Here is a 21,304-nt window from a genome sequence, read left to right on the forward strand (position 1 = left end):
GTGATGACCTCAAGCTAATGAGGCACAACAAAGCGGACAATCGGCGCAGAATGTGATTTATTCTCCCGGAAAACGGGATTATTTCATGAGCCGCATCGAAGACCTGGAAGCCTTTATGGCCATTGTCGAACAGGGTAGCTTGACGGCGGCTGCGAAACGGCTGGGGCGTCCGCTCCAGACCGTCAGTCGGTCGCTCGCCATGCTTGAGGCCGACGTCGGTGTGGAGCTGGTGCATCGCACGACCCGCCGCTCCATGCCGAGCGAGGCGGGCGAGAGCTTTTATCAGCGCATCAAGCCGGCGGTGGAGGAAATCCACGAGGCGCGCGAGGAGGCGGCGCAGCGCCGGTCCGAGCCGTCAGGCGTGCTGCGCCTCGGGGCGCCCAATCTGTTTGCGCCGCGGTTCCTGATGCCAATCATCGCCGAATACATGGCGAAATATCCTGAGGTCGAGGTGGACCTCGACCTCTCCGACGCCTTCGTCGATCTGGCCGGAAGCGGGCTCGATATGGTGGTGCGGATCGGGGATCTCGCGGACTCCGGACTGACAGGCAAACGCTTGGGGGCGCTTCGCCGCGTCGTCTTCGGTTCGCCCGCCTATTTCGCGCGCTTCGGTCGGCCTTCACATCCGCTGGAACTGGCTGAGCACAGCTGTGTCACGCGCACGGGCGACGAGCGACCCGGCGCCTGGATGTTCACCATCGACGGTCGGGCTCGCGCGGTCAAAGTCACCGGCGCGTTTCGCACGAATTCGATGAACTCGATCTACTCGGCGGTGGAGGTAGGTCTCGGCCTTGGCTACTCTCCGCTCTGGCAGATCAAGCACCTGATCGACGCGGGCAAAGTCGAAATCGTCCTTGAAGACTTTGAGCCCGCTCCTGTGCCGATCCACGCGCTCTGGCTCGAGGGGCGGAGCCCTTCGGCAAAAATCCGCCGCTTCCTTGACCTGCTCGGCGAGCGGCTGAAGCTCGACCGCCTTTAGGGCGGGCGGGGCCCTTAATCTGCCGGCTCCGCCCTTGACGCGTGAAGCTGCCTACTTCGCGAACTTCTTGGCGCCGGCGACGCAGAGCACGATGGCGCCGGTTGCTGCAAGCATGGCCCAGCTTACGGGCTCTCCCAGAAGCGTCGCGGCAAGTGCCAGGCCGAAGAAGGGCTGGAGCAATTGCAATTGGCCGACGCCGGCAACGCCGCCGAGCGCGAGGCCGCGGTACCAGAAGACGAAGCCGACGAGCATGCTGAAGACCGAGACATAAGCGAGGCCCGTCCAGGCGCCATGCGTGACCGTCGCGAAGGAGGCTGGCAGCGTGAACAGCGTGAGCGCGAGCATGATCGGCAGCGACAGGACCAGCGCCCAGCAGATGACCTGCCAGCCGCCAAGCTTGCGCGAGAGGCTGGCGCCTTCGGCATAGCCAAGGCCGCAGACGATGATGGCGCCGAGCATCAGGAGGTCGCCGATGGGCGACGCGGCGAAGCCCTGTACCAGCGCGAAGCCCACCACTGCGGCGCTGCCGAGGGAGGAGAAGAGCCAGAAGGCCGGGCGTGGCCGCTCGCCGGCGCGCAACACGCCGAAGATGGCCGTTGCCAGCGGCAGCAGGCCGACGAAGACGATCAGATGCGCCGAGGTCACATGCTGCAAGGCCAGGGCGGTCAAAAGCGGGAAACCGAGCACGACGCCGAAGGCGACAATCGCCAGCGAAACGAGATCGGCTCGCGCTGGACGCGGTTGACGGAAGATCAGAAGCAGCGCGAGCGCGAGCAGGCCGGCGATCGCCGCACGCGCCACCGTCAGAAACACCGGATCGAAATCCATGACTGCGACACGGGTCGCAGGTAATGATCCGCTGAAGATCAGCACCCCGATAAAACCGCTCATCCAACCGTCTGCCGTCTTGTCCATCGCATTCTCCTTTTTCGTCTGTATCGGCCGCAGAGGGTGGTCTTGCCAGAGACAATGCGGTACAGTTTCGCCAAACTGTAATGGATGTTTGGGCAGTACGGATGACGATGCAGGAGCTTGGGATTGGCAGCGAAACGCTGCTTGAAGGCGTTATGGCGACGATCCGGCAGCGGATCTCGGGGCGCGTTCTCACACCCGGCGCGAAGCTTCCGTCCATCCGCGCCTTCGCCAAGACCATGCGCGTTTCCAAATCGACCGTCGTCGAGGCCTATGAGCGGCTGGTGGCGGAAGGCGTCATTCGCTCGAAACCGGGCGCGGGTTTCTTTGTCTCGGCGCCGCTGGCGCCCTTGTCGCTGGCCGAGATTGGGCCGCGGCTCGACCGGGCCGTCGATCCGCTCTGGGTGTCGCGCCAGGCGCTGGAAACGGGCGACAACGTGCTGAAACCGGGCTGTGGCTGGTTGCCGCCGAGCTGGATGCCGGAGACGGCAATTCGCCGCGCGCTCAAGTCCGCAGCCAGGCTTGAGGCGAGCGGGCTGACGGACTATGGAACGCCGCTCGGTCATCGGCCGCTGCGCCAGCTTCTGGCGCGACGTCTCGGCGAACATGGGGTCGAGGCGTCGCCTGATCAGATCATCCTGACGGAATCGGGAACGCAGGCGATCGACCTTCTCTGCCGCTTCCTGCTCGAGCCCGGCGATACGGTCGTGGTCGACGATCCCTGCTATTTCAATTTCCATGCCTTGCTGCGCGCCCACCGGGCTGAGGTGGTGAGCGTGCCCTATACACCCTCGGGGCCCGATCTGGAAAAATTCGCCGAGGTGCTGACGGCGCATCGGCCGCGGCTCTACATCACCAATTCCGCTCTCCATAACCCGACAGGCGCCACGCTTTCTCCGGTCGTCGCCCATCGGCTGCTCAAGCTTGCCGAGCAGGCGGGATTGACGATCATCGAGGATGATATCTTCGCGGATTTCGAGCATACGCCGGCGCCACGGCTCGCCGCCTTCGACGGGCTCGATCGTGTCGTACAGATCGGCAGCTTTTCCAAGACCCTCTCCGCCTCGATGCGCTGCGGCTTCATCGCCGCGCCGCGCGACTGGATCGAAGGGCTCATCGACCTGAAGATCGCCACCACCTTCGGCGGGCCGAGCCTTGCGGCGGAGCTGGTTTTTTCGATGCTCAAGGATGGCAGCTATCGCAAGCACATGGAGGCGCTGCGCCAGCGTCTGGCCCGCGTCATGAGCGAGACAGCGGCGCGGCTCGGTGTCATCGGCATCAAGCCATGGATCGAGCCGCAGGCCGGGATGTTCCTCTGGTGCTGCTTGCCCGATGGTGTCGATGCGGCCGACGTGGCACAGAAGGCGCTGCAGCAGGAGATCGTGCTGGCGCCCGGCAACGTCTTTTCCCATGCCGGCACGGCCAACGGCTTCATGCGCTTCAACGTCTCCCAATGCGAGGATGAGCGGCTTTTCGAAATTCTACCCCTGATCATGCGCCAGTGCGGAGTTGCGCGAGCAGGCTGAGCAGACCGGCGTGCTGAAGGCGATTGCTCGTTTTAGAGGCAATCGCCGGCGATTGCTGGGGAAGTGCCGTCGATCTCAGCCTTGCCACTTTGCTTTGCCGCGGAGTTGGGCAGGTTTTGCCTATTTTTTGCGCAATGCGCTTCTTCCTTGCGCTGTAGCGTCTGCTCGCCGGGGCTCCTGCCTGCCGCCAAACGCAAATTTCTCTGGATTCTCGGCGCTGAAATCGAGTTGGCACGATTAATGCTTCTTAACGGGCATCGGTCGTCGGGCAGCCGATCTGGATTGCCCAGCCGCTTCGGAACCCAGCCATTCCTGGCGTCATGTGAGAGAACGAAATGACAAAGTTTAAGCTCGAATACATCTGGCTCGACGGTTACAAGCCCACCCCGAACCTGCGCGGCAAGACCTTGATCAAGGAATTCGATGCTTTTCCGACGCTTGAGCAGCTGCCCTTCTGGGGCTTCGACGGTTCCTCGACGATGCAGGCCGAAGGCAGCAGCTCCGACTGCGTTCTGAAACCGGTTGCCGTTTATCCGGATCCGGAGCGCAAGAACGGCGTTCTGGTTCTCTGCGAAGTCATGATGCCCGATGGCACGACGCCGCATCCGTCCAACACCCGCGCCCCGATCCTCGATGACGAAGGCGCCTGGTTCGGCTTCGAGCAGGAGTATTTCTTCTATCAGAACGGCCGCCCGCTCGGCTTCCCGGAAGCCGGCTTCCCCGCGCCGCAAGGCCCCTATTACTGCGGCGTCGGCTTCAGCAATGTCGGCGATGTTGCCCGCAAGGTCGTCGAAGAGCACCTCGACATCTGCCTGGCTGCCGGCATCAACCATGAAGGCATCAACGCCGAAGTCGCCAAGGGCCAGTGGGAATTCCAGGTGTTCGGCAAGGGCTCGCGCAAGGCCGCCGACGAAATCTGGCTCGCCCGCTACCTGCTGCAGCGCCTGACCGAAAAATACGGCATCGACGTCGAATACCACTGCAAGCCGCTCGGCGACACCGACTGGAACGGCTCGGGCATGCACGCCAATTTCTCGACCGAATACATGCGCACAGTCGGCGGCAAGGACTATTTCGAAAACCTGATGGCCGCCTTTGCCGAAGCCCGCGCCGACCACATTGCCGTCTACGGCCCGGACAACCACATGCGCCTGACAGGCAAGCACGAAACCGCTTCGATCCACCAGTTCAGCTACGGCGTTGCTGACCGGGGTGCCTCGATCCGCGTTCCGCACAGCTTCGTCAACAACGGCTACCGCGGTTACCTCGAAGATCGCCGCCCGAACTCCAAGGGCGACCCCTACCAGATCGCTTCGCAGATCCTGAAGACGATCTCGACGGTGCCGACCGACGTCGCAAAGCGCGAAGCCGCCTGATTTTCCCTTGCCCGGCGCATACGAGGGCGCCGGGCAAACTCGACTATGTCGTGTCTCTCGCGACGACAAACAAAAACGCCCTGCGGATTGCGGGGCGTTTTTGTTTTGGAGTGATACGTGTGTGGCTCTGAGCTTCAGGCCGCGCGCACGAAATGGTCGGGCTCCACCTCGCGGATCGTCTCCTGCCTCGCCGCCGATCTGCGGCGTGTTTCGTCGGCCTCGGAGGCGCTGACCTGCGCGTTCGGATCGTCGAAGCGGATGTCGGGGTCGGGAACGGCCGAGAGCAACAGCTTGGTATAGGGATGGGCCGGATTGTCGATGACCTTGCCGGTATTTCCCCATTCGACGATCTGGCCGGCATACATCACCGCGATATCCTCGGCGACGTAGCGGGCGGTCGCGATGTCGTGGGTGATGTAGAGCAGGCCGAGGTTCATCTCGCGCTTCATTTCGCTGAGCAGATTGAGCACGCCGAGGCGCACGGAAACGTCGAGCATCGAGGTCGGCTCGTCGGCGACGATGACCTCGGGCTTTGCCGCGAGTGCGCGGGCGATGTTGACGCGCTGGCGCTGGCCACCCGAGAGCTCGTGCGGGTACTTCGGTGCGACGATATCGGGATCGAGCTTCACTTGCCGCAGGAGCGCCTTGATCTCCTCCGCGATTGCGGCGCCCTTCATGTCGGGGCGATGCAGCATCAGCGGCCGCTTCAGATGATAGGCGATCGTGTGGGCCGGGTTGAGCGAGGCGAACGGATCCTGGAAGATCATCTGCACCGATCGGCGATAGTCGGCGATCTCCTTGCTTCCCGCTGAAACGATGGGCTTGCCCTTGAAGAGCAGCCGCCCTTCGCTCGGTTCGTATTCGCGCATGGCGATGCGGGCACAGGTGGTCTTGCCGCTGCCGGATTCGCCGACGACCGCAAGCGCCCGTCCCGCATGAAGCGAGAAGGAGATCGACCGCGCGGCGCGCACGGCCCCCGGTCCATTGCCGAAGGTCTTGCTGACCTTGTCGAGGGTCAAAATCGGGGAAGTACCGGTCATCGAAGAACGCCTCCGTGCAGCGAGGGGAAGGAAGCCCAGAGCTTCTTCGTATAGTCGTGTTCGGGCGTCCGGTAGATGGTGTCGGCGGTGCCCTGCTCGACCAGCTTGCCGCCAAGCATGATGCCGATGCGGTCGCAGAACTGCACCATCAGCCCGAGGTCGTGGGTGATGAAGAGCACGGCAAAGCCGAGCTTGCACCTGAGTTCGTTGATCCGCTGCAGGATTTCGCGCTGCACGACGACGTCGAGCGCCGTCGTCGGCTCATCCATGACGATGAGCCGCGGATCGAGCGCCAGGCAGATGGCAATGACGATGCGCTGGCGCATGCCGCCCGAGAACTGGTGCGGATAGTCGCGCATCCGGTCCGGCGAGATATCGACCAGCCGCAGCATCTCGGCGGTGCGGTCGCGCGCTTGTGCGCGGCTGATGGTCTTATGCGTCTTCAAGACGTCGTAGAACTGCTGCTCGATACGCAGCACCGGGTTCAGCGAGTTCATTGCGCTCTGGAACACCATCGCTACTTCGCGCCAGCGGAAGTCGGCAAGGCCCTTCTGGTCGAGATCGAGCACGTTGCGGCCGTCGAGCAGGATGGCGCTCTCCTTGCGGATCAGCGCCGGCGGCCTGTGCAGCCGGCTGATGGCAAAGGCGATCGTGCTCTTGCCGCAGCCGGATTCTCCGGCAAGGCCGAAGACTTCGCCGGGCGCAACGTCGAAGCTGACGTCGTCGACGGCGCGGAAGTCGGTGCTCTCCCCTATGTAGTCGATGGTCAGGTTCCTGACCGAAAGTAAAGGCGCGGTCACAGGCGGCCCTCCCCGGAGCGGATAAGGGCCGACCAGCGACCGAGCCGGTTGCCGGTGCGCAGCCGCGGATTGGCGATTTCGTCGACGGCGAAGTTGAGCAGCGACAGGCCGATACCGAGGAAGGCAAGTGCAAAGCATGGCGTCAGGATGTCCCACCAGGCGCCGACCGAAAGGGCGGAGGCCTTCTGGGCGCCATAGAGCATAGTGCCCCAGGAAACGACCTTCGGGTCGCCGAGGCCGAGGAACTCGAGCGTCGCCTGGGTGATGATCGCAAAGATCACGCTGCCGATGAAGTTGATGCCGACGATCGAAATCAAGTTGGGGAAGATCTCGAAGCTCATGATCCGCCAGCGCGGCTCACCCATCATCTCGGCGGATTTCACATAGTCCTTTTGCTTGACCGAGAGCGTCTCGGCGCGGGTGACGCGTGCCCCCCAGGCCCAGGAGGTGCCGCCGAGAATGAGCGCGATGACCCAGGGGCTCGCCTGGCCGATGAAGGCGGCAAGCACGAGCAGCAGCGGCAGGTTGGGAACGACGAGCACCATATTGGTGAAAAAGCTGATGACTTCGTCCACCTTGCCGCCGCGATAGCCGGCGATGATGCCGAGTGCTGTGCCGACGACGGTGATCAGGAGGCCGGCGCCGAAGCCGACGGCAAGCGAGGTGCGAGCGCCATAGATCAGGCGCGCGAAGACGTCCTGGCCGATGCGGGTGGTGCCGAGCCAATGCTCGAGCGACGGCGCCTGGTGCGGCCGGCCGACGCGGGCGCTCGGATCGTAGGAGGTCAACAAGGGGGCGGCGATCGCAACGAGCAGGATGAAGGCGACGATCAGCGCGCCGACCATGGCCTTGCGATTGTGGATCAGCGGGAAAGAGGAGGTCTTCATATCAAGCCCTCTTCAGCCGCGGGTCGAGCAGCACATAGCTGATGTCGACGACGAAGTTGGCGACAAGCATGGTGGCGGTCATGATCAGAAGCTGCCCTTGGATGACGGGATAATCGCGGGCGAGGATCGCCTGGTAGAGAATGTTGCCGAGGCCGGGGTAGTTGAACACCACCTCGGTCACCAGCGAACCGCCAAGCACCGTGCCGATGGCGATTGCAAGGCTCGAAACGGTCGGCAGCAGCGCGTTGCGCGCGGCATACCAGAGCATCACGCGGGTGTCGGAAAGCCCCTTGGCTCGCGCCATGACGATATAGTCTTCGCCGAGCAGGTTGATCATGTTGTTGCGCATGGTCACGGCGAAGCCGCCTGTCAGAACGGCGCAGAGCGTCAGCATCGGCAGGATGCCGTGATAAAGCAGGCTGCCGATATATTCGAGCGTGAAGGCCGGATCGAGCGCCGGGTCGGCGGCATAGCCGGTCGGAAACCAGCCGAGCGTGAAGCCGAAGGTGAAGACGACGATCAGCGAGGTGACGACGGCCGGAACCGAGGTCGCAAAGATCGCGCCGACGGAAACGATGACGTCGAACAGGCTGCCGCGCCGCCAGGCGGCAAGAATTCCGAGGAAGGTGCCGAGCGCGAAGCTTACGAGTGTCGCCGTGCCCATCAGCCCCACGGTCCAGACCAGCGCATTGCCGAGAACCGTCGTCACCGGCAGCGGGAAATACTTGATCGAGCGACCGAGGTCGCCGCTAAAGATGCTGCCGAGATAGGTGAGATACTGCTGCCACAGCGGCCCATCGACGAAGCCGAAGGTGAGTTTCAGGGCCTGCAGGCTTTCGGGCGGCAACTCGGCGCCGGCGCTCGAAAACATGATCTGCACCGGATCGCCGGGCATCAGCCGCGGCAGGAAGAAGTTGATCGTCGCGGCTGCAACGAAGGCCGCTAGGTAAAAGCAGAGGCGGCGAAGCAGAAAGGCCATCGGGAACTCCATCGACCGCGGCCGCCGCGTGCGGGCGTCAGGCGGCAGGGCTGTCTTCTTGTCGGACCGTCCGTCTGGGCAACAGCCAGGACGATCGCGTGGCGGACGAAGGCCGCCCGCCACTGTTGCCGGATCAAGACAAGGCGCACGCCCGGAGCATCGTCCGCGAAGGCGCCGCGTCTGCGATCGGATTACTTCACCGGTTCAAGCGCCAGCAGGTGCAAGAGACGCGCCGGGTTGTTGCGAGTGATCGACGGGTTGACGAAGGGGTTCTCCGCCGTCGCCCAGCCCTTGAAGCGCTTGGTGTTGTACTGGTACCAGTTCGGATTGTTGAACACCGGCATCAGGGGCAGGTTCTCGGCGACGATGCGCTGCGCCTTGTTCATCGCTTCCTTCTGCTTGGCGGGGTCGGCCGTCTGGGTGAACTCCGTCAGCAGAGCCTCGACTTCCGGATTGAACCAGCGCTGCGAGGTGAAGCGTGTCTTGCCCTTGTCGCTCGAGCTGAAGGCGCGCTTGTAGGGGTAGTAGGGCGAGGCCGACGCCGGCAGGCTGTTGATCGCCGCGTCGAAGGTGCCGTTGATGAGGTTGCCGGTCCAGACAGCTTCTTCCGGCGTCTCGATCTTGGCGTCGAGGCCGACGGCCTGCAGGCCTTCGACGGCGATCGTCACCGTGTCGATCCAGTCGGTCCAGGAACTCGGCACGATGATCGAAAAGGCGATCTTGCTGCCATCCAGATTGTCACGGAAGCCGTCGCCGTCCTTGTCGGCATAACCGGCCTCGTCGAGCAACGCCTTGGCGGCGTCGGCATCGTACTTACCGTACTTGCCGAAGTCGGCCGCAACAGACGGATCGGCCCAGCTCTTGTAGAGTTCGCCCATGCCGGCCGGGTCTTCGTTGAGCGTCGGGTAGCCGTAGCCTGCGACATCGACCATGGTGCCGCGGTCGAGCGCCATCGAGGCGGCACGGCGGAACTTCACGTCTTTGAAGGCCTTGCGGTTGTTCTCGTTCGCCGTCTCCTGGTTGAATAGGAAGGCGACCATGCTGCTCGGCGAATACCAGAAGTGATAGTGTTCCGGGTCCTTGGCGACATAGACGTTCTCGATATCCGGGATGAAGGAGACACCCCAGTCGAGCGTGCCCGACGCGGTCGCCGTCAGGATCTGGTTGTTGTCGGCGAGCTGCGGGAAGCGCACGCAGTCGATCTTCAAGGTTGCGGCATCCCAGTAGTGCGGGTTGCGGCACTGGTCATAGGTCTGGCCGGTAAAGCGCGGGATCTCGGTCAGCGGACCGCTGCCGACCGGCGTCTCGTTGGCGAATGTTACCGGCTCGGCAATGTCCTTCCAGACATGCTCGGGAACGATCGGCAGCTGTGCCAGTTGCTCGGCTGCGAGCGAGCTCGGATTGGCGAGCGTGAATCGTACGGTCTCTGCATCCACGGCCTCGGCACCGGTGATGAAGGTCCAGATGCTGACGAAATCGAGCGCCGGGAACTTCTTCAGATAGTCGTAGGTGAACTTGACGTCAGCCGCGGTCAACGGTTTGCCGTCGGACCATTTCAGGTTCGGGCGGAGCTTGAACTCGATCGACTTCAGGTCGTCCGAGAGCTTGAAGCTTTCGGCGAGCCGGAAGACCGGCTTGTTGCCGTCGAAGCGGTTGAAGACGACCAGCGGCTCGTAAATGAAGTCGAGCGTGCTCTGGCGCGCCGAGGTCTGGTTGAACGGGTTGAAGTTGCGCACCCAGGTCGTCGCCGGTTCGATGTTGGCGGTGAGCACGGTCTGTGCCGCGGCCGGGCCGGCGATAAGGGCAAGCGCGGTGGCCGCGCCGAGAAGCGATTTTTTCACGGTAGTTCCCCTTTTGATTTTCGGATTGGTCAGGCGACGAGGGCGCTGTTGAACATGTCCTCGACTTCCGCATGGACCGCGCGCACGTCGACCTTCAGCGTGCCGAGCCGGGCCTTGCCGGCGTCGATCCGCTTCTGGGCGGCGGCGGTCAGCGGGCTTGCCGCCTTGGCCGCGGCTTCGCTTTCCGCGAGCGTGCCGTGGCTGTGCAGTGCGATGTCGAAACCGGCGTCGAGCACCTGGCGGACACGCTCTGGCAGCGTACCGCGAAGCGATTCCATGAAGATGCAATCGGAAACGAGAACACCGTCATAGCCCATGTTGTTGCGGATCACGTCGTGCATGACCGGCGAGATCGATGCGGGAAGCTCCTTGTCGAAGGCGGAGTAAACGACGTGGGCGACCATCGCCCAGGGGGTGTCGCGCAGGGCCACGAAAGGCTTGAAGTCGGTGGCGGTCAGCGTTTCGCGCGAAGCGTCGACGATTGGACGTTCCTTGTGCGAATCGAGAGTCGCGCGGCCATGGCCGGGAATGTGCTTCATGACTGGCATGTTGCCGGTCTCGAGCAGGCCATCGACCACTTCGCGGCCGAGCGCTGCAATGAAGTCCGGATCAGCGCCGAAAGAGCGGGCGCCGATCACCGAGCTGGTGGTTGCAAAAACGAGGTCGAGCACCGGCGAGCAGCCGCTCGTCAGGCCAAGCTCGCTCATCATCGTGCCCATGGCCTGGCTCGAAAGGCGGAGCGCCTTCTTGCCGAGGGCAAAATCGTGCCGGGCGAGCTCGGCGAACTCGCCGAAGGAACGAAACAGCGGCCAGGGACCGGCATCGAGATGCTGGACGCGACCGCCTTCCTGGTCGGTGAAGACAGGTGCGTCTTCGCGGCCGACCGCTTCGCGGAAGCGCTCAATCAGCACCTTCACCTGGCCGGGTTCACGCAGGTTGCGGCGGCCGACGAAAAGGCCGAGCGGGTTGGTTTCGCGGAAAAAGGCGAACTCGTCGTCCGAAAGCGTGGGGTTCGGAAGGCCGACAAATAGGGCAAGCGGGGTCGAGGACATTGGGAGGCTCCGATATAGGGAATTATTTGGAAGGGCGGCGCAGCATGCCCTGGTAGATCCCCTTGTCGGGGGCGGGGATCGGCACGGCGCCGACGGTCTTTGCGTAGAAATCGACCGGGCCGGCATCACCGATGAAGGCATAGGCGTGGCCAAGAGTCTTCATGGTGTCGAGGCAGTCGGAAAGCAGCGCCACGCCGATGCCCTTGCCGCGGCTTGCGCCGTCGACGCCGGTCGGCCCGAAGAAGCCCGGCGCGGTCGTGTCATAGCAGGCGAAGCCGACCAGCTTGCCGTCGTCGACGGCAATCAGGCAGGCGATAGGCCGGCGAGCAAAGGCGACGGTCACCTCGCTTGCCCAGTTCTCGCTGAAATTCTCCCGCACCCAATCGATGACCAGGCGCATTTCCGGCGGCAAGGCGGGACGGATCGCCACCTTGTCGGTTTCGGTTCTTCGCTTGAGTTCGCCGAGGATCGGCGAATACAAGCTCACCAGCATGTCAGGCATGTGCTCCTCCACATATTCCCTTATTAAGGAATTGCTGCCTTTGTAATGCAATAGATGGAGCCAACCCGACCAGCTTGTCAATCGCCAATCGTCAGATTCGGGGTGCTATCCTCTTTTCGCGCGATCAGACGTCGATCGATGAAACGTTCCAGCGGTGCAGCCTAGGGCCGCGTATCCCGGCCGGCCTCGGGTGCATGGCTGCGGTAGCGGTGCCGGGAAAATGGTGGCCAAAAGAGCCGAGCAACGCGCGTCGCTCTGGAAATTGCACGTTTGTACAACTTTGTTCTTGGGTTGTTCGAAATATATCTTGATTTACAAAAACACTAAGTATGAATATTCGCGCTCTCATGAAGTGCATGCTTAAGAAGAGCTCGCCATTTTCGATCGCGACCAAGTATTTCCTGAGAAGAAAAGTATTGTTTTCCTGCATGGACGGCGCGCAGGTTCTTGTCCCGCTGCCTTTATGGCTATTCCGCCGGCCGCGTCAGGATGAACAGCGCCGGAAACGCCATCGCCACCGCGACGATCGCGGCCAGCGTCAGGCTCGGATTGCCGAAGAAAAAGAACAGGCCGAAGCTTGCGGCCATCAGGCTCACCGCGCCGGTTTTGGCGCGCTTGGAGATCGCGCCCTTTTCACGCCATAGCCGCAGCGAGGCCCCGAAGACGCGGTGATTGAGCAGCCACTGCTCCAATCGCGGTGAGGCGCGGGCGAAGAGCCCCGCCGCCAGAAGCAGGAACGGGGTCGTGGGCAGGACGGGGAGGAAGGCGCCGATGACACCCAGCCCGACCATCAGCCATGCAAGGCAAAGACAGAGGATGCGAAGGGCGGGGTTCATGCGATGGCTCCGGCGAGCGTCATGCTTCGGATGTTTCGACGATCGGCGTTGTGGCCGTCTCGCTCGGCGGCCAGCGGCGAAGCGCCTCGACCCCCAGCTCCGTCAGGGCATAGATGCCGCGGTCGATCCGCTCGAACCAGCCATAGACGTTGCTAAGCAGGATCTTGGCGGCATCCGGTGCGACCGGGCGAAGATCACGCGGGCGCTGCTGGCCGGCTTGCAGGGCGGCCGCGCAGGCAAGCGCCTGCTGCCGATAGGCGGTCATGATCGGCGAACGCGTGGCACCGCCGGCGGTCGGGTCGCCCTTGCGGCGGCGGTGCTCGCTGATCAGGCGCGACCGCTTCCTGTTGTTCCTGCGTGGCATCACCGCGGAGGCCGACAGAATAATGTCGACCATGCCGTTGTCGGCAACCGCCAGCATGCCGAAGCCAAGCCGGCGGCAGAGATCGCGGAACCGGCGATCGCTCTCCCGTCCCTTGCCTTTGGCCGAGACGCGGGCGGCAATCCACACCTCGTCGCCGGCGGTGGCGCGGTCGACGGCCTGCAGGATGAGCTCGAGATTGAAGCTCAGCTTGAGCTCGCAGATGACGACAAGCGGCGGCTCGTCATCGCTGAGCGCCACCATGTCGCAGCCGCCGATCTCGCCCTTGACGCTGTAGCCACGGGTTTCGAGAAAGCTCTTGATCGGCTGATAGAGGGTCGTCTCCAAACCCGGGAATCCTGTTCTGGTCGAAATCGCGGAGGCTCAAGCAGTGGCGCATCATTGCGAAAGGAGACTAGCAGATAACCCTGATCGCCGGACTTGTCATCACGTCGCAGCTGCAAGGCGGGCTGACCTTATTGCTCCGAGGATCCAACCGATGCAGTAGCAACCTTGCTTCGTCCTAACCTTGTGTTGTGCTATTATTCTCGAATGGACGTCCTCTTCGGAGGCGTCGGGTATTCGAGGTTTTGACGACGGATGTTGCGAATCCTCACGCTGTTGTTTGTTTTGATCTCGTCATTCGCGTTTCCAGCTTCGCCGCAGGCCGAAAACGATCGGGTCGCCTTGGTGCTGCACGTTAACGGCGCCATCGGCCCGGCCACGGCCGAATATGTCAGGCGCGGCTTGACGAAGGCGGAACAGCGCCGCCTTCCGCTGGTGGTCTTGCAGATGGATACGCCCGGCGGCCTCGACACCTCGATGCGCGAGATCATCCGCGCGATCCTGGCTTCCCCCGTGCCCGTTGCAAGCTACGTTGCGCCGAGCGGTGCGCGCGCGGCGAGCGCCGGCACCTATATCCTCTATGCCAGCCACATCGCGGCGATGGCGCCGGGAACGAACCTCGGCGCGGCGACGCCGATCGCGATCGGCGGTGAGATGTTCGGTCAGGGGAAGGATGGCGATACCGGCAAGGACGGCGGCAAACAGCCGGCGGCGCAGAACGCTGCCGAGGCGAAGCTCGTTAATGATGCAGTGGCCTATATCCGCGGGCTGGCCGAACTGCGCGGGCGCAATGCCGATTGGGCCGAAAAGGCGGTGCGCGAAGCCGCAAGTCTTTCCGCCGAGGCGGCCGTGCGCGAGAAGGTCGTCGATTTCACCGCCGCCACCGTCGCCGATCTCTTGAAGCAGGCAAACGGGCGCTCCGTGCAAGCGGGGCAGCAGGAGATCGTGCTCGATACGGCGGGGTTTGCCGTCGAGGACTTCGTGCCCGACTGGCGGACCCGGCTGCTTTCGGTCGTTACCGATCCCAATATCGCGGTCATCCTGATGATGATTGGCATTTACGGCTTGATCTTCGAGTTCCTGTCTCCGGGGTCGGTGGCACCAGGCACGATCGGCGGTATCAGCCTGCTGCTCGGGCTCTATGCGCTTTCGGTGCTACCCGTCAGTTACGCCGGCATCGGGCTGATCCTGCTTGGGATCGGATTGATGGTTGCCGAGGCGCATTCGCCATCCTTCGGCGTGCTCGGCGCCGGCGGCAGCGTTTCACTGGTTCTGGGCGCGGCAATCCTCTTCGACACGGATACGCCGGGCCTGCAGGTCTCCTGGTCCGTGCTGGCGGGGCTTGCCGTCGCAAGCTTCGGCTTCAGCCTGCTGGTCGCACGGCTGGCCTTCAGCTCACGGCACCACGCGGTGGTGACCGGCGGCGAACAGATGATCGGCATTGCGGGCAAGGTCGAGAGCTGGACAGGCGCCGCCGGCTACGTCATCGCCCATGGCGAACGGTGGCAAGCTGTCAGCACGGAAACGCTGTCGAGAGGTGAGGATGTAAAGGTTGTCGGGCGGAACGGACTGACGCTCGAAGTGGTGCGCGACGCTCAGAAGGCATAGCGCCGCGGATCCTGTGGGCGCAGGCGAAAGCGTCCGGAATGGAGGAATGGTCATGGACATGTTCGGGAGCCTCGCTCCTTTTGCCGCGTTGCTGGTGCTCATCATTCTCGTCATCGCCTATTCGATCCGGATCCTGCGCGAATACGAGCGCGGGGTGGTCTTCACGCTCGGGCGGTTCACCGGCGTCAAGGGACCGGGGCTGATCTTGCTCGTCCCCTACGTGCAGCAGATGGTGCGGGTCGACCTCAGGACCCGGGTGCTGGATGTGCCGAGCCAGGACGTGATCTCCCATGACAACGTTTCGGTCCGGGTCAGCGCCGTGATCTATTTCCGGGTTATCGATGCGGAAAAGTCGACGATCCAGGTCGAGGATTTCATGATGGCGACCAGCCAGCTGGCGCAGACGACCCTGCGCTCCGTACTTGGCAAACATGATCTCGACGAGATGTTGGCCGAGCGCGACCGGCTGAATGAGGACATCCAGAAGATCCTCGACAGCCAGACCGATGCCTGGGGCATCAAAGTGGCGACCGTGGAAATCAAACATGTCGACATCAACGAGAGCATGATCCGCGCAATTGCTCGCCAGGCCGAAGCCGAACGCGAGCGGCGTGCCAAGGTGATCAATGCCGAGGGCGAGCAGCAGGCTGCCGCCAAGCTGCTCGAGGCTGCCGAGATCCTGTCCAAGCAGCCTCAGGCGATGCAACTGCGCTATCTGAGCACGCTCAACGTCCTTGCGGGCGAGAAGAATTCGACTGTCATCTTCCCGTTCCCCATGGAGCTCGGCCGCCTGTTCGGGCTAAAGGCCGACAAGCCGCCCGGTCAAACGTGAGCACCGCTAAGGAGCTCAGGCTGCCGCCGTTTCAAGATTGGCGACCTTCATGAGGTCGTCGACTGCGCCGGGCGCAGCCGCCAAGACCGGAGACCAATGCGTCAAAGCCTCGCCGCACGTCGGGAAGGGCAATGTCCAGCCGCCGGCTTCGTTCACCAGGCAGTAGCCACCGAGGCAGTCCCAGGCATGCATGTAGGGCTCGTAGTAACCGACGAGGCGACCGGCGGCGACATAGGCGATCATCAGCGCACCGGAGCCGTTGCGCATGAAGTTGCCGCCGTTCGAAAGCAGGCGCTCGACGATGGCACCCATCTCGCCGGGCTTCACCTGATCGTTGGCGCCAAGCCCGGTGACGGCGTTGCGGATCGTGCGCGTGCCGTCGAGGCGAAGCGGCTTGCCGTTCAGCGTCGCGCCCCGGCCCGTTGCTGCCGCATAGACTTCCTGATGGCAGGGCGCATGGATGACGCCGATGACGGGCTTCTCCGCATGCACGACGGCGATCGAGACGCACCAGTTCGGCATGCCGTTGACGAAGGGCGTGGTACCGTCGATCGGATCGAGCACCCAGGTGAAGCCGGATGTGCCATCGAGAAGACCATGCTCCTCGCCAAGCACGCCATCATCCGGAAACGCGGCGGCGATCTTGTCGCGGATCAGGGTCTCGACGTTGCGATCGGCGATCGAGACGACGTCGTGAGCGTCGCGCTTGGTTTCGATGACAAGCGTTTCCCGCTTCAGGAAATAATCGTAGGCGAGCCGACCGGCCTCCTCGGCCATGGATTTGGCAAGCGCGAACCGGGCGTCGAGGCCGGCAATTTCAGCAGTCATGCAAGTGTCCTTTTCGTATCCAGTTGTAAAAAGTCATGCGTCAATCAAAGCGAGGCCCCGGTTGCGGAAACCGATCGCGACCTCCGTTGCCGGAGATAACATGTCCTCAACGGCCTGATCGACAACAAACAGGAGGCCGGTTGCCGTTTCGACCTCGTATTCGACATGGCCGCCGAGATAGGCGGCGCTGCTGATCGTGCCGGCAAGGGCTGCGCCCTTGGCCGGCGTCAGGGTCACTGCATTGGGGCGGACCGCGAGCTTGGCCGGGCCGGGCCGCGTGTTCCTCGACGGCAGGCGATGTTCGAGACCGCCGACGCGGATCGTCGCCTGACCGGCTTCGGCTGCCGTCACCTCGCAAGGAAGCACATTGGCCTCGCCCATGAAGTCGGCGATGAAGGTCGAGGCGGGCGTCTCGTAGAGATCGCGCGGTGCTCCTTCCTGCGCAATCGCCCCATCCTTCATGACGATGATGCGGTCGGACACGGCGAGCGCCTCGTCCTGGTCGTGGGTGACGTAGACGGCGGTGAAACCAAGGCGCTGCTGCAACTCGCGGATCTCGGTGCGCACCTTGCGGCGCAGGCGTGCATCGAGATTGGAGAGCGGTTCATCGAGCAGGAGTACCTGCGGCTCGAGCACCAGCGCACGGGCGACGGCAACGCGCTGCTGCTGTCCGCCGGAAAGCTCGGCGGGAAGCCGCTGGCCGAGGCCGCCCAGGCCGACGAGCTGCAGGCCTTCCTCAGCGCGCTCGCGCGCCTCCTTCTTCTTGATGCCGGAGGATTCAAGGCCATAGGCGACGTTGTCGAGCGCCGACATGTGCGGGAAGAGCGCATAGGACTGGAAGACCATCGAGACGTCACGTTCGTTGGCCGGCAGCATGGTCACGTCCTTGCCACCGATCAGGATCTTGCCGGCGGAGGGGTGCTCGAGCCCGGCAAGCATGCGCAGTGTCGTCGTCTTGCCGCAGCCGGAAGGCCCAAGCAGGGTCACGAGCGTACCGGGCTCGATGGTGAGCGACAGGTCGTGGATGGCGGTGAAGGCGCCGAACTGCTTGCGCACGTTCTGAAAGACGACCGAGCCGGTGCGCGGGTTGCTCATGTGAGTGCTCATGCGGTTTTCTCCTGGGAGATGGTGGCGGCGGACGAACGGGCCGGAGCGGCGCTGAAGACGCGGTTTTCGCGCCTCAGCTTGCGTTCGCCGACGAGGAGTTGCAGGCCGGTGATGACGGTGATCATCACCAGGATGAGGGCCGAGGAATAGGCGATCGCCACGCCGAACTCGCCGTTCTCGACAAGGCCGACGATATAGGCGGTCGCCATGTTGTATTCGGCGCTGACGAGGAAAACGACGGCGCTGATCGAGGTGATCGCCCGGACGAAGGAATAGACCAGGGCTGCGACGATCGCCGGCCTCAAGAGCGGCAGGATGACCTTGCGGAGCGTCCGGAAGCTCGTTGCCCGAAGCGTCAGCGACGCCTCGTCGAGGCTCTTGTCGAGCTGGCTCATCGCCGCGATCCCGCCGCGCACGCCGACCGGCATGTTGCGGAAGACAAAGCAGGCGACGAGGATCAGTGCCGTGCCGGTCATTTCGAGCGGCGGCAGGTTGAAGGCGATGATGTAGCTGATGCCGATGACGGTGCCGGGAATGGCAAAGCTCAGCATCAGCGCGAACTCGAAGACATCACGGCCGGCGAAGCGCTGGCGCACGATGAGATAGGCGGTCAGCAGGCCGACGAGGGCCGTGAGTGGAGCGGCGATCAGGGAAATCTCCATGGTCGTCCAGAAGGAGTTCCAGGCAACACCGGTCCAGGCGATCGCGCCGTCGGCGACGGAGATCGAGAAGGCCTTGGCGTAGTGATCGAGGGTCAGCGAGTGGTCGAGGCCCCAGGTTTTCACGAAACCGCCGAAGAGGATCATGCCGTAGACGACGACGGTGAAGATCATCCAGGGGATGACGACGGCGTGGACGCCGATCGACAGCGAGCGTGGCAGCGCGCTGTGGGCGCCGGAGTCGCCCTTGCCGGTGACCGTCGAATAGTTCTTGCCGGCAAGCCAGTAGCGCTGGGCGAGGAAAGCCGAGAGCGTGAAGCAGAGCAGGATGATGGCAAGCACCGCGGCGCGTGACGGATCGTTCTGCGCGCCGACGACGGCAAAGAAGATCTCGGTCGAAAGCACGCCATGGCTGCCGCCGAGAACCAGCGGATTGCCGAAATCGGCCATGCTCTCGATGAAGCCGATGAGGAAGGCGTTGGCGAGGCCCGGTTTCATCAGCGGCAGCGAGACGTTCCAGAAGGTGCGCCAGCGATCGGCACGAAGCGTCTGCGACGCCTCTTCCATCGATGGGCTGACGCCCTCGACGACACCGATCAGCACGAGGAAGGAGATCGGCGTGAAGGAGAGGACCTGGGCGATCCAGATGCCGGTAAGGCCGTATAGCCAGCGGCCGGGCTCGATGCCGAACGCATCCGAGAGGAGTTCGGTGACGACGCCGGCGCGGCCGAAGAGCAGCGTCAGCGCCAGGCCAATGACGAAAGGCGGCGTGATGATCGGCAACACGGTCAAAAGCCGCATGCCCTTCTTGAAGGGAAAGCGTGTGCGGGTGGCGACGAGCGCGAAGGCGAGGCCGAGTAGCGTCGAGCCCGATGCCGTCATCAGCGCCAGCCACAGGGTGCGCCAGGCGACGCCGCAACGGCCCTCGCCGACGACGCAGCTCAGGCTCCAGATCGAGGCATCCTGGATGTTGCGGATGAAACCATCGGGCTTGAACGAGCCGTCGAAATCCTGGACGGAAGCTGCGAACATGCTGCCGACCGGATAGAAGACGAAGACGATGACAAGGGAAACGAGCAGCGAGATCGCCGCGACGATGAAGGCGTCGCCCTTGAGCACGCCACGCTCGGCGAGCCCGAAGGCGAACAGGAGAATGAAGGCAAGGGCAGACAGTACGGCGCCGGCGCCCATCGACGGCTGACCGTCGGAAAGCGGTCCGAACAGGGTTTCGCTGATTGTCCACGTCCAGCCGGTGAAGCCGATCGCCAGTCCTTGAAGGACGAGATAAAGGACACCCGTTGCGCCTGTGACGGCAAGCAGGAGCCCGCGGCGCGCGGGATCGCTGACAAAACGCGCTGCCGCGCAGATGCCGAGCAGTATCATTGCCACGACCAGCCACGGCCGACCATGGGCGAAGATCTGCATCAGGCCAGGGGCGACGGCCGCATCTCCCGGGAAATCGGCGAGCCAGCCAAGGCCGAAGAAGCCACCTTCGATACGATACCAGGGGACCAGCAGGAAAGCGGCCAGTCCGAGCCCGAGTGTCAGGTCGAGCCTGCGGTTGCGATGTTCCATGACGGTCCTCGCGTGAATTGAAATGAAAATGGAATGCCGTTGGGCCTGATCAGAGATCGGAGCCGACAAACGGGCGTCTGTGCCGGGCGGTGCCGGCCGGATCGCTTTCCGGCCGGCCGATCCTGCGATCAGTTGGCGCTGGCGCCCACTTCGCGGTCCCAGCGTTCGAGCAGCGACTTGCGCTTCTCGGCGTCGCCGAAGGTGGCGAAGTCGTAGTCGATCAGCTTGATGTCCTCGAACCGCGGCGCTTCCTTAGGCACTTCGGCCGACTTGTTGGACGGGAGCTGGAAGGACTTGGCGTCCTTCATCCGCGACTGTACCTCCGGCTTCAGCGCCCAGTCGTACCAGGTCTTGGCGCTCTCCAGGTTTTTGGCGCCGCGGATGATCGACATCGAGCCGATCTCATAACCGGTGCCTTCGCAGGGCGCGATCGACTTGACCGGGAAGCCTTCGGCGGTCTGCGCCACCGCGTCATGCATGAAGACGATGCCGAGGCCGGCCTCGCCGCGCGCGGCCGCCTTCACCGGTGCCGAGCCCGACTTGGTATACTGCGCGATGTTGCCGTTGAGCTTCTTCAGGTAGTCGAAGGCCTGGTCTTCGCCCATGATCTGCACCAGCGAGGCAAGCGCGGTATAGGCGGTGCCGGACGAGTTCGGGTTCGCCATCTGGATTTCGCCCTTGAGCGAGGCGTCGAGCAGATCGGCCCAGCACTTCGGCTCCTTCAGGCCCTTCTTCGAGAAGATCTCGGTGTTGTAGCCCCAGCCGAGCGCACCGGCATAGACGCCGACGGTGCGGTAACCCGAGCCTTCGGCCTGCTTCTTTGCCCAATCCTGAAGCTGGTCGAGCATCGGCGACTTGTATTCGAGCGTCAGGCCGTCGGATGCCGCCTGTAGATGCGGGTCGCCGGTGCCGGCCCACCAGATATCGGTCTTCGGGTTGCGCGCTTCGGCGCGGATCTTGGCATAGGTCTCACCCGAGGACAGGCGAACCATGTTGACCTTGATGCCGGTCTCTTTCTGGAAGTCGCCGGTCATCTGCTCGCAGATCACCACGTCTGCCGAGCAGATGAGGTTGAGGCTGCCGGCAGCTTGCGCCGGCAGCGCGGCGAGCGCCGTGCCGGCGAAGAGCATGAGGGAAAGGGTCGGTGTTTTCATTGGGGCATCCTCCTGTTGCCTTGGTTTATGCGGGCGCGAACGAGACACGGCGCGGCCATCGGCCTGCCCGCCGGGCAGCACGTTCACGATTTCGGATTTGTGGTT

General features: G+C 63.5%; 19 protein-coding genes. 5 read left to right on the top strand and 14 right to left on the bottom strand.

The features are described 5' to 3' along the window. The first annotated feature begins 85 nt into the window (after positions 1–85). On the top strand, positions 86–979 hold the full coding sequence (locus tag V7S54_RS15800; RefSeq protein WP_065376645.1) for a LysR family transcriptional regulator: 894 nt from the start codon (positions 86–88) through the stop codon (positions 977–979). Between the two features lie 51 nt (positions 980–1,030). Here V7S54_RS15800 and V7S54_RS15805 read toward each other — a convergent pair whose 3' ends face one another. Continuing rightward, complete coding sequence (locus V7S54_RS15805) at positions 1,031–1,894, bottom strand: DMT family transporter (protein ID WP_065376646.1); 864 nt, start codon at positions 1,892–1,894, stop codon at positions 1,031–1,033. 80 nt (positions 1,895–1,974) lie between these two features. Here V7S54_RS15805 and V7S54_RS15810 point away from each other — a divergent pair, with 80 nt between their 5' ends. Together V7S54_RS15810 and V7S54_RS15815 are read left to right on the top strand one after the other, a co-directional pair. Beyond that, the gene (locus tag V7S54_RS15810; RefSeq protein WP_065376647.1) at positions 1,975–3,417 is read left to right on the top strand and encodes an aminotransferase-like domain-containing protein; all 1,443 of its coding nucleotides are present in this window, start codon (positions 1,975–1,977) and stop codon (positions 3,415–3,417) included. A gap of 335 nt (positions 3,418–3,752) precedes the next feature. Beyond that, positions 3,753–4,793, top strand: coding sequence for a glutamine synthetase beta-grasp domain-containing protein (locus V7S54_RS15815; RefSeq protein ID WP_057255488.1), 1,041 nt, complete (start codon positions 3,753–3,755; stop codon positions 4,791–4,793). A 134-nt stretch (positions 4,794–4,927) separates the two neighbouring features. Here V7S54_RS15815 and V7S54_RS15820 read toward each other — a convergent pair whose 3' ends face one another. The 9 genes from V7S54_RS15820 to V7S54_RS15860 all read right to left on the bottom strand — a co-directional run bounded on the left by V7S54_RS15820 (position 4,928) and on the right by V7S54_RS15860 (position 13,439). Beyond that, on the bottom strand, positions 4,928–5,833 hold the full coding sequence (locus V7S54_RS15820) for an ABC transporter ATP-binding protein (RefSeq protein ID WP_065376648.1): 906 nt from the start codon (positions 5,831–5,833) through the stop codon (positions 4,928–4,930). Then, entirely contained in the window at positions 5,830–6,633 is an 804-nt protein-coding gene (locus tag V7S54_RS15825) for an ABC transporter ATP-binding protein (protein ID WP_065376649.1), read from the bottom strand. Before V7S54_RS15825 ends, V7S54_RS15820 begins: the two co-directional genes overlap by 4 nt. Beyond that, positions 6,630–7,520, bottom strand: a complete 891-nt coding sequence (locus V7S54_RS15830; protein WP_065376650.1) for an ABC transporter permease — start codon at positions 7,518–7,520, stop codon at positions 6,630–6,632. Before V7S54_RS15830 ends, V7S54_RS15825 begins: the two co-directional genes overlap by 4 nt. 1 nt (position 7,521) lies before the next feature. Continuing rightward, entirely contained in the window at positions 7,522–8,499 is a 978-nt protein-coding gene (locus tag V7S54_RS15835; RefSeq protein ID WP_065376651.1) for an ABC transporter permease, read from the bottom strand. Positions 8,500–8,690: 191 nt separating this feature from the next. After that, entirely contained in the window at positions 8,691–10,340 is a 1,650-nt protein-coding gene (locus tag V7S54_RS15840) for an ABC transporter substrate-binding protein (protein WP_065376652.1), read from the bottom strand. Between the two features lie 29 nt (positions 10,341–10,369). Continuing rightward, positions 10,370–11,392: a glycoside hydrolase family 3 N-terminal domain-containing protein gene (locus V7S54_RS15845; RefSeq protein ID WP_065376653.1), complete on the bottom strand. Its 1,023-nt coding sequence runs from the start codon at positions 11,390–11,392 to the stop codon at positions 10,370–10,372. 22 nt (positions 11,393–11,414) lie between these two features. Then, entirely contained in the window at positions 11,415–11,894 is a 480-nt protein-coding gene (locus V7S54_RS15850) for a GNAT family N-acetyltransferase (RefSeq protein ID WP_065376654.1), read from the bottom strand. A gap of 467 nt (positions 11,895–12,361) precedes the next feature. Next, the gene (locus V7S54_RS15855; RefSeq protein ID WP_065376655.1) at positions 12,362–12,730 is read right to left on the bottom strand and encodes a YbaN family protein; all 369 of its coding nucleotides are present in this window, start codon (positions 12,728–12,730) and stop codon (positions 12,362–12,364) included. Positions 12,731–12,749: 19 nt separating this feature from the next. Then, entirely contained in the window at positions 12,750–13,439 is a 690-nt protein-coding gene (locus V7S54_RS15860) for a DUF2161 domain-containing phosphodiesterase (RefSeq protein WP_065376656.1), read from the bottom strand. A 252-nt stretch (positions 13,440–13,691) separates the two neighbouring features. On the opposite strand from V7S54_RS15860, the gene V7S54_RS15865 reads away from it, so the two are divergent. Continuing rightward, positions 13,692–15,044 (top strand): NfeD family protein, encoded by a 1,353-nt coding sequence (locus tag V7S54_RS15865; protein ID WP_065376657.1) that lies wholly within the window; start codon positions 13,692–13,694, stop codon positions 15,042–15,044. Positions 15,045–15,096: 52 nt separating this feature from the next. Next, positions 15,097–15,876, top strand: coding sequence for a slipin family protein (locus tag V7S54_RS15870; protein ID WP_065376658.1), 780 nt, complete (start codon positions 15,097–15,099; stop codon positions 15,874–15,876). 15 nt (positions 15,877–15,891) lie between these two features. On the opposite strand, the gene V7S54_RS15875 is transcribed toward V7S54_RS15870, so the two are convergent. The 4 genes from V7S54_RS15875 to V7S54_RS15890 all read right to left on the bottom strand — a co-directional run bounded on the left by V7S54_RS15875 (position 15,892) and on the right by V7S54_RS15890 (position 21,199). Then, positions 15,892–16,704, bottom strand: a complete 813-nt coding sequence (locus V7S54_RS15875) for an inositol monophosphatase family protein (protein WP_065376659.1) — start codon at positions 16,702–16,704, stop codon at positions 15,892–15,894. 33 nt (positions 16,705–16,737) lie between these two features. Then, positions 16,738–17,799 (bottom strand): ABC transporter ATP-binding protein, encoded by a 1,062-nt coding sequence (locus V7S54_RS15880; protein WP_065376685.1) that lies wholly within the window; start codon positions 17,797–17,799, stop codon positions 16,738–16,740. A gap of 8 nt (positions 17,800–17,807) precedes the next feature. Then, positions 17,808–20,045, bottom strand: a complete 2,238-nt coding sequence (locus V7S54_RS15885; protein WP_065376660.1) for an ABC transporter permease — start codon at positions 20,043–20,045, stop codon at positions 17,808–17,810. Between the two features lie 128 nt (positions 20,046–20,173). Continuing rightward, positions 20,174–21,199 (bottom strand): ABC transporter substrate-binding protein, encoded by a 1,026-nt coding sequence (locus V7S54_RS15890; RefSeq protein ID WP_065376661.1) that lies wholly within the window; start codon positions 21,197–21,199, stop codon positions 20,174–20,176. Positions 21,200–21,304: the final 105 nt, after the last annotated feature.

The sequence above is a fragment of the Ensifer sp. CCNWLY38 genome, from assembly GCF_037120565.1.
GTDB lineage: Bacteria > Pseudomonadota > Alphaproteobacteria > Rhizobiales > Rhizobiaceae > Ensifer > Ensifer adhaerens_H.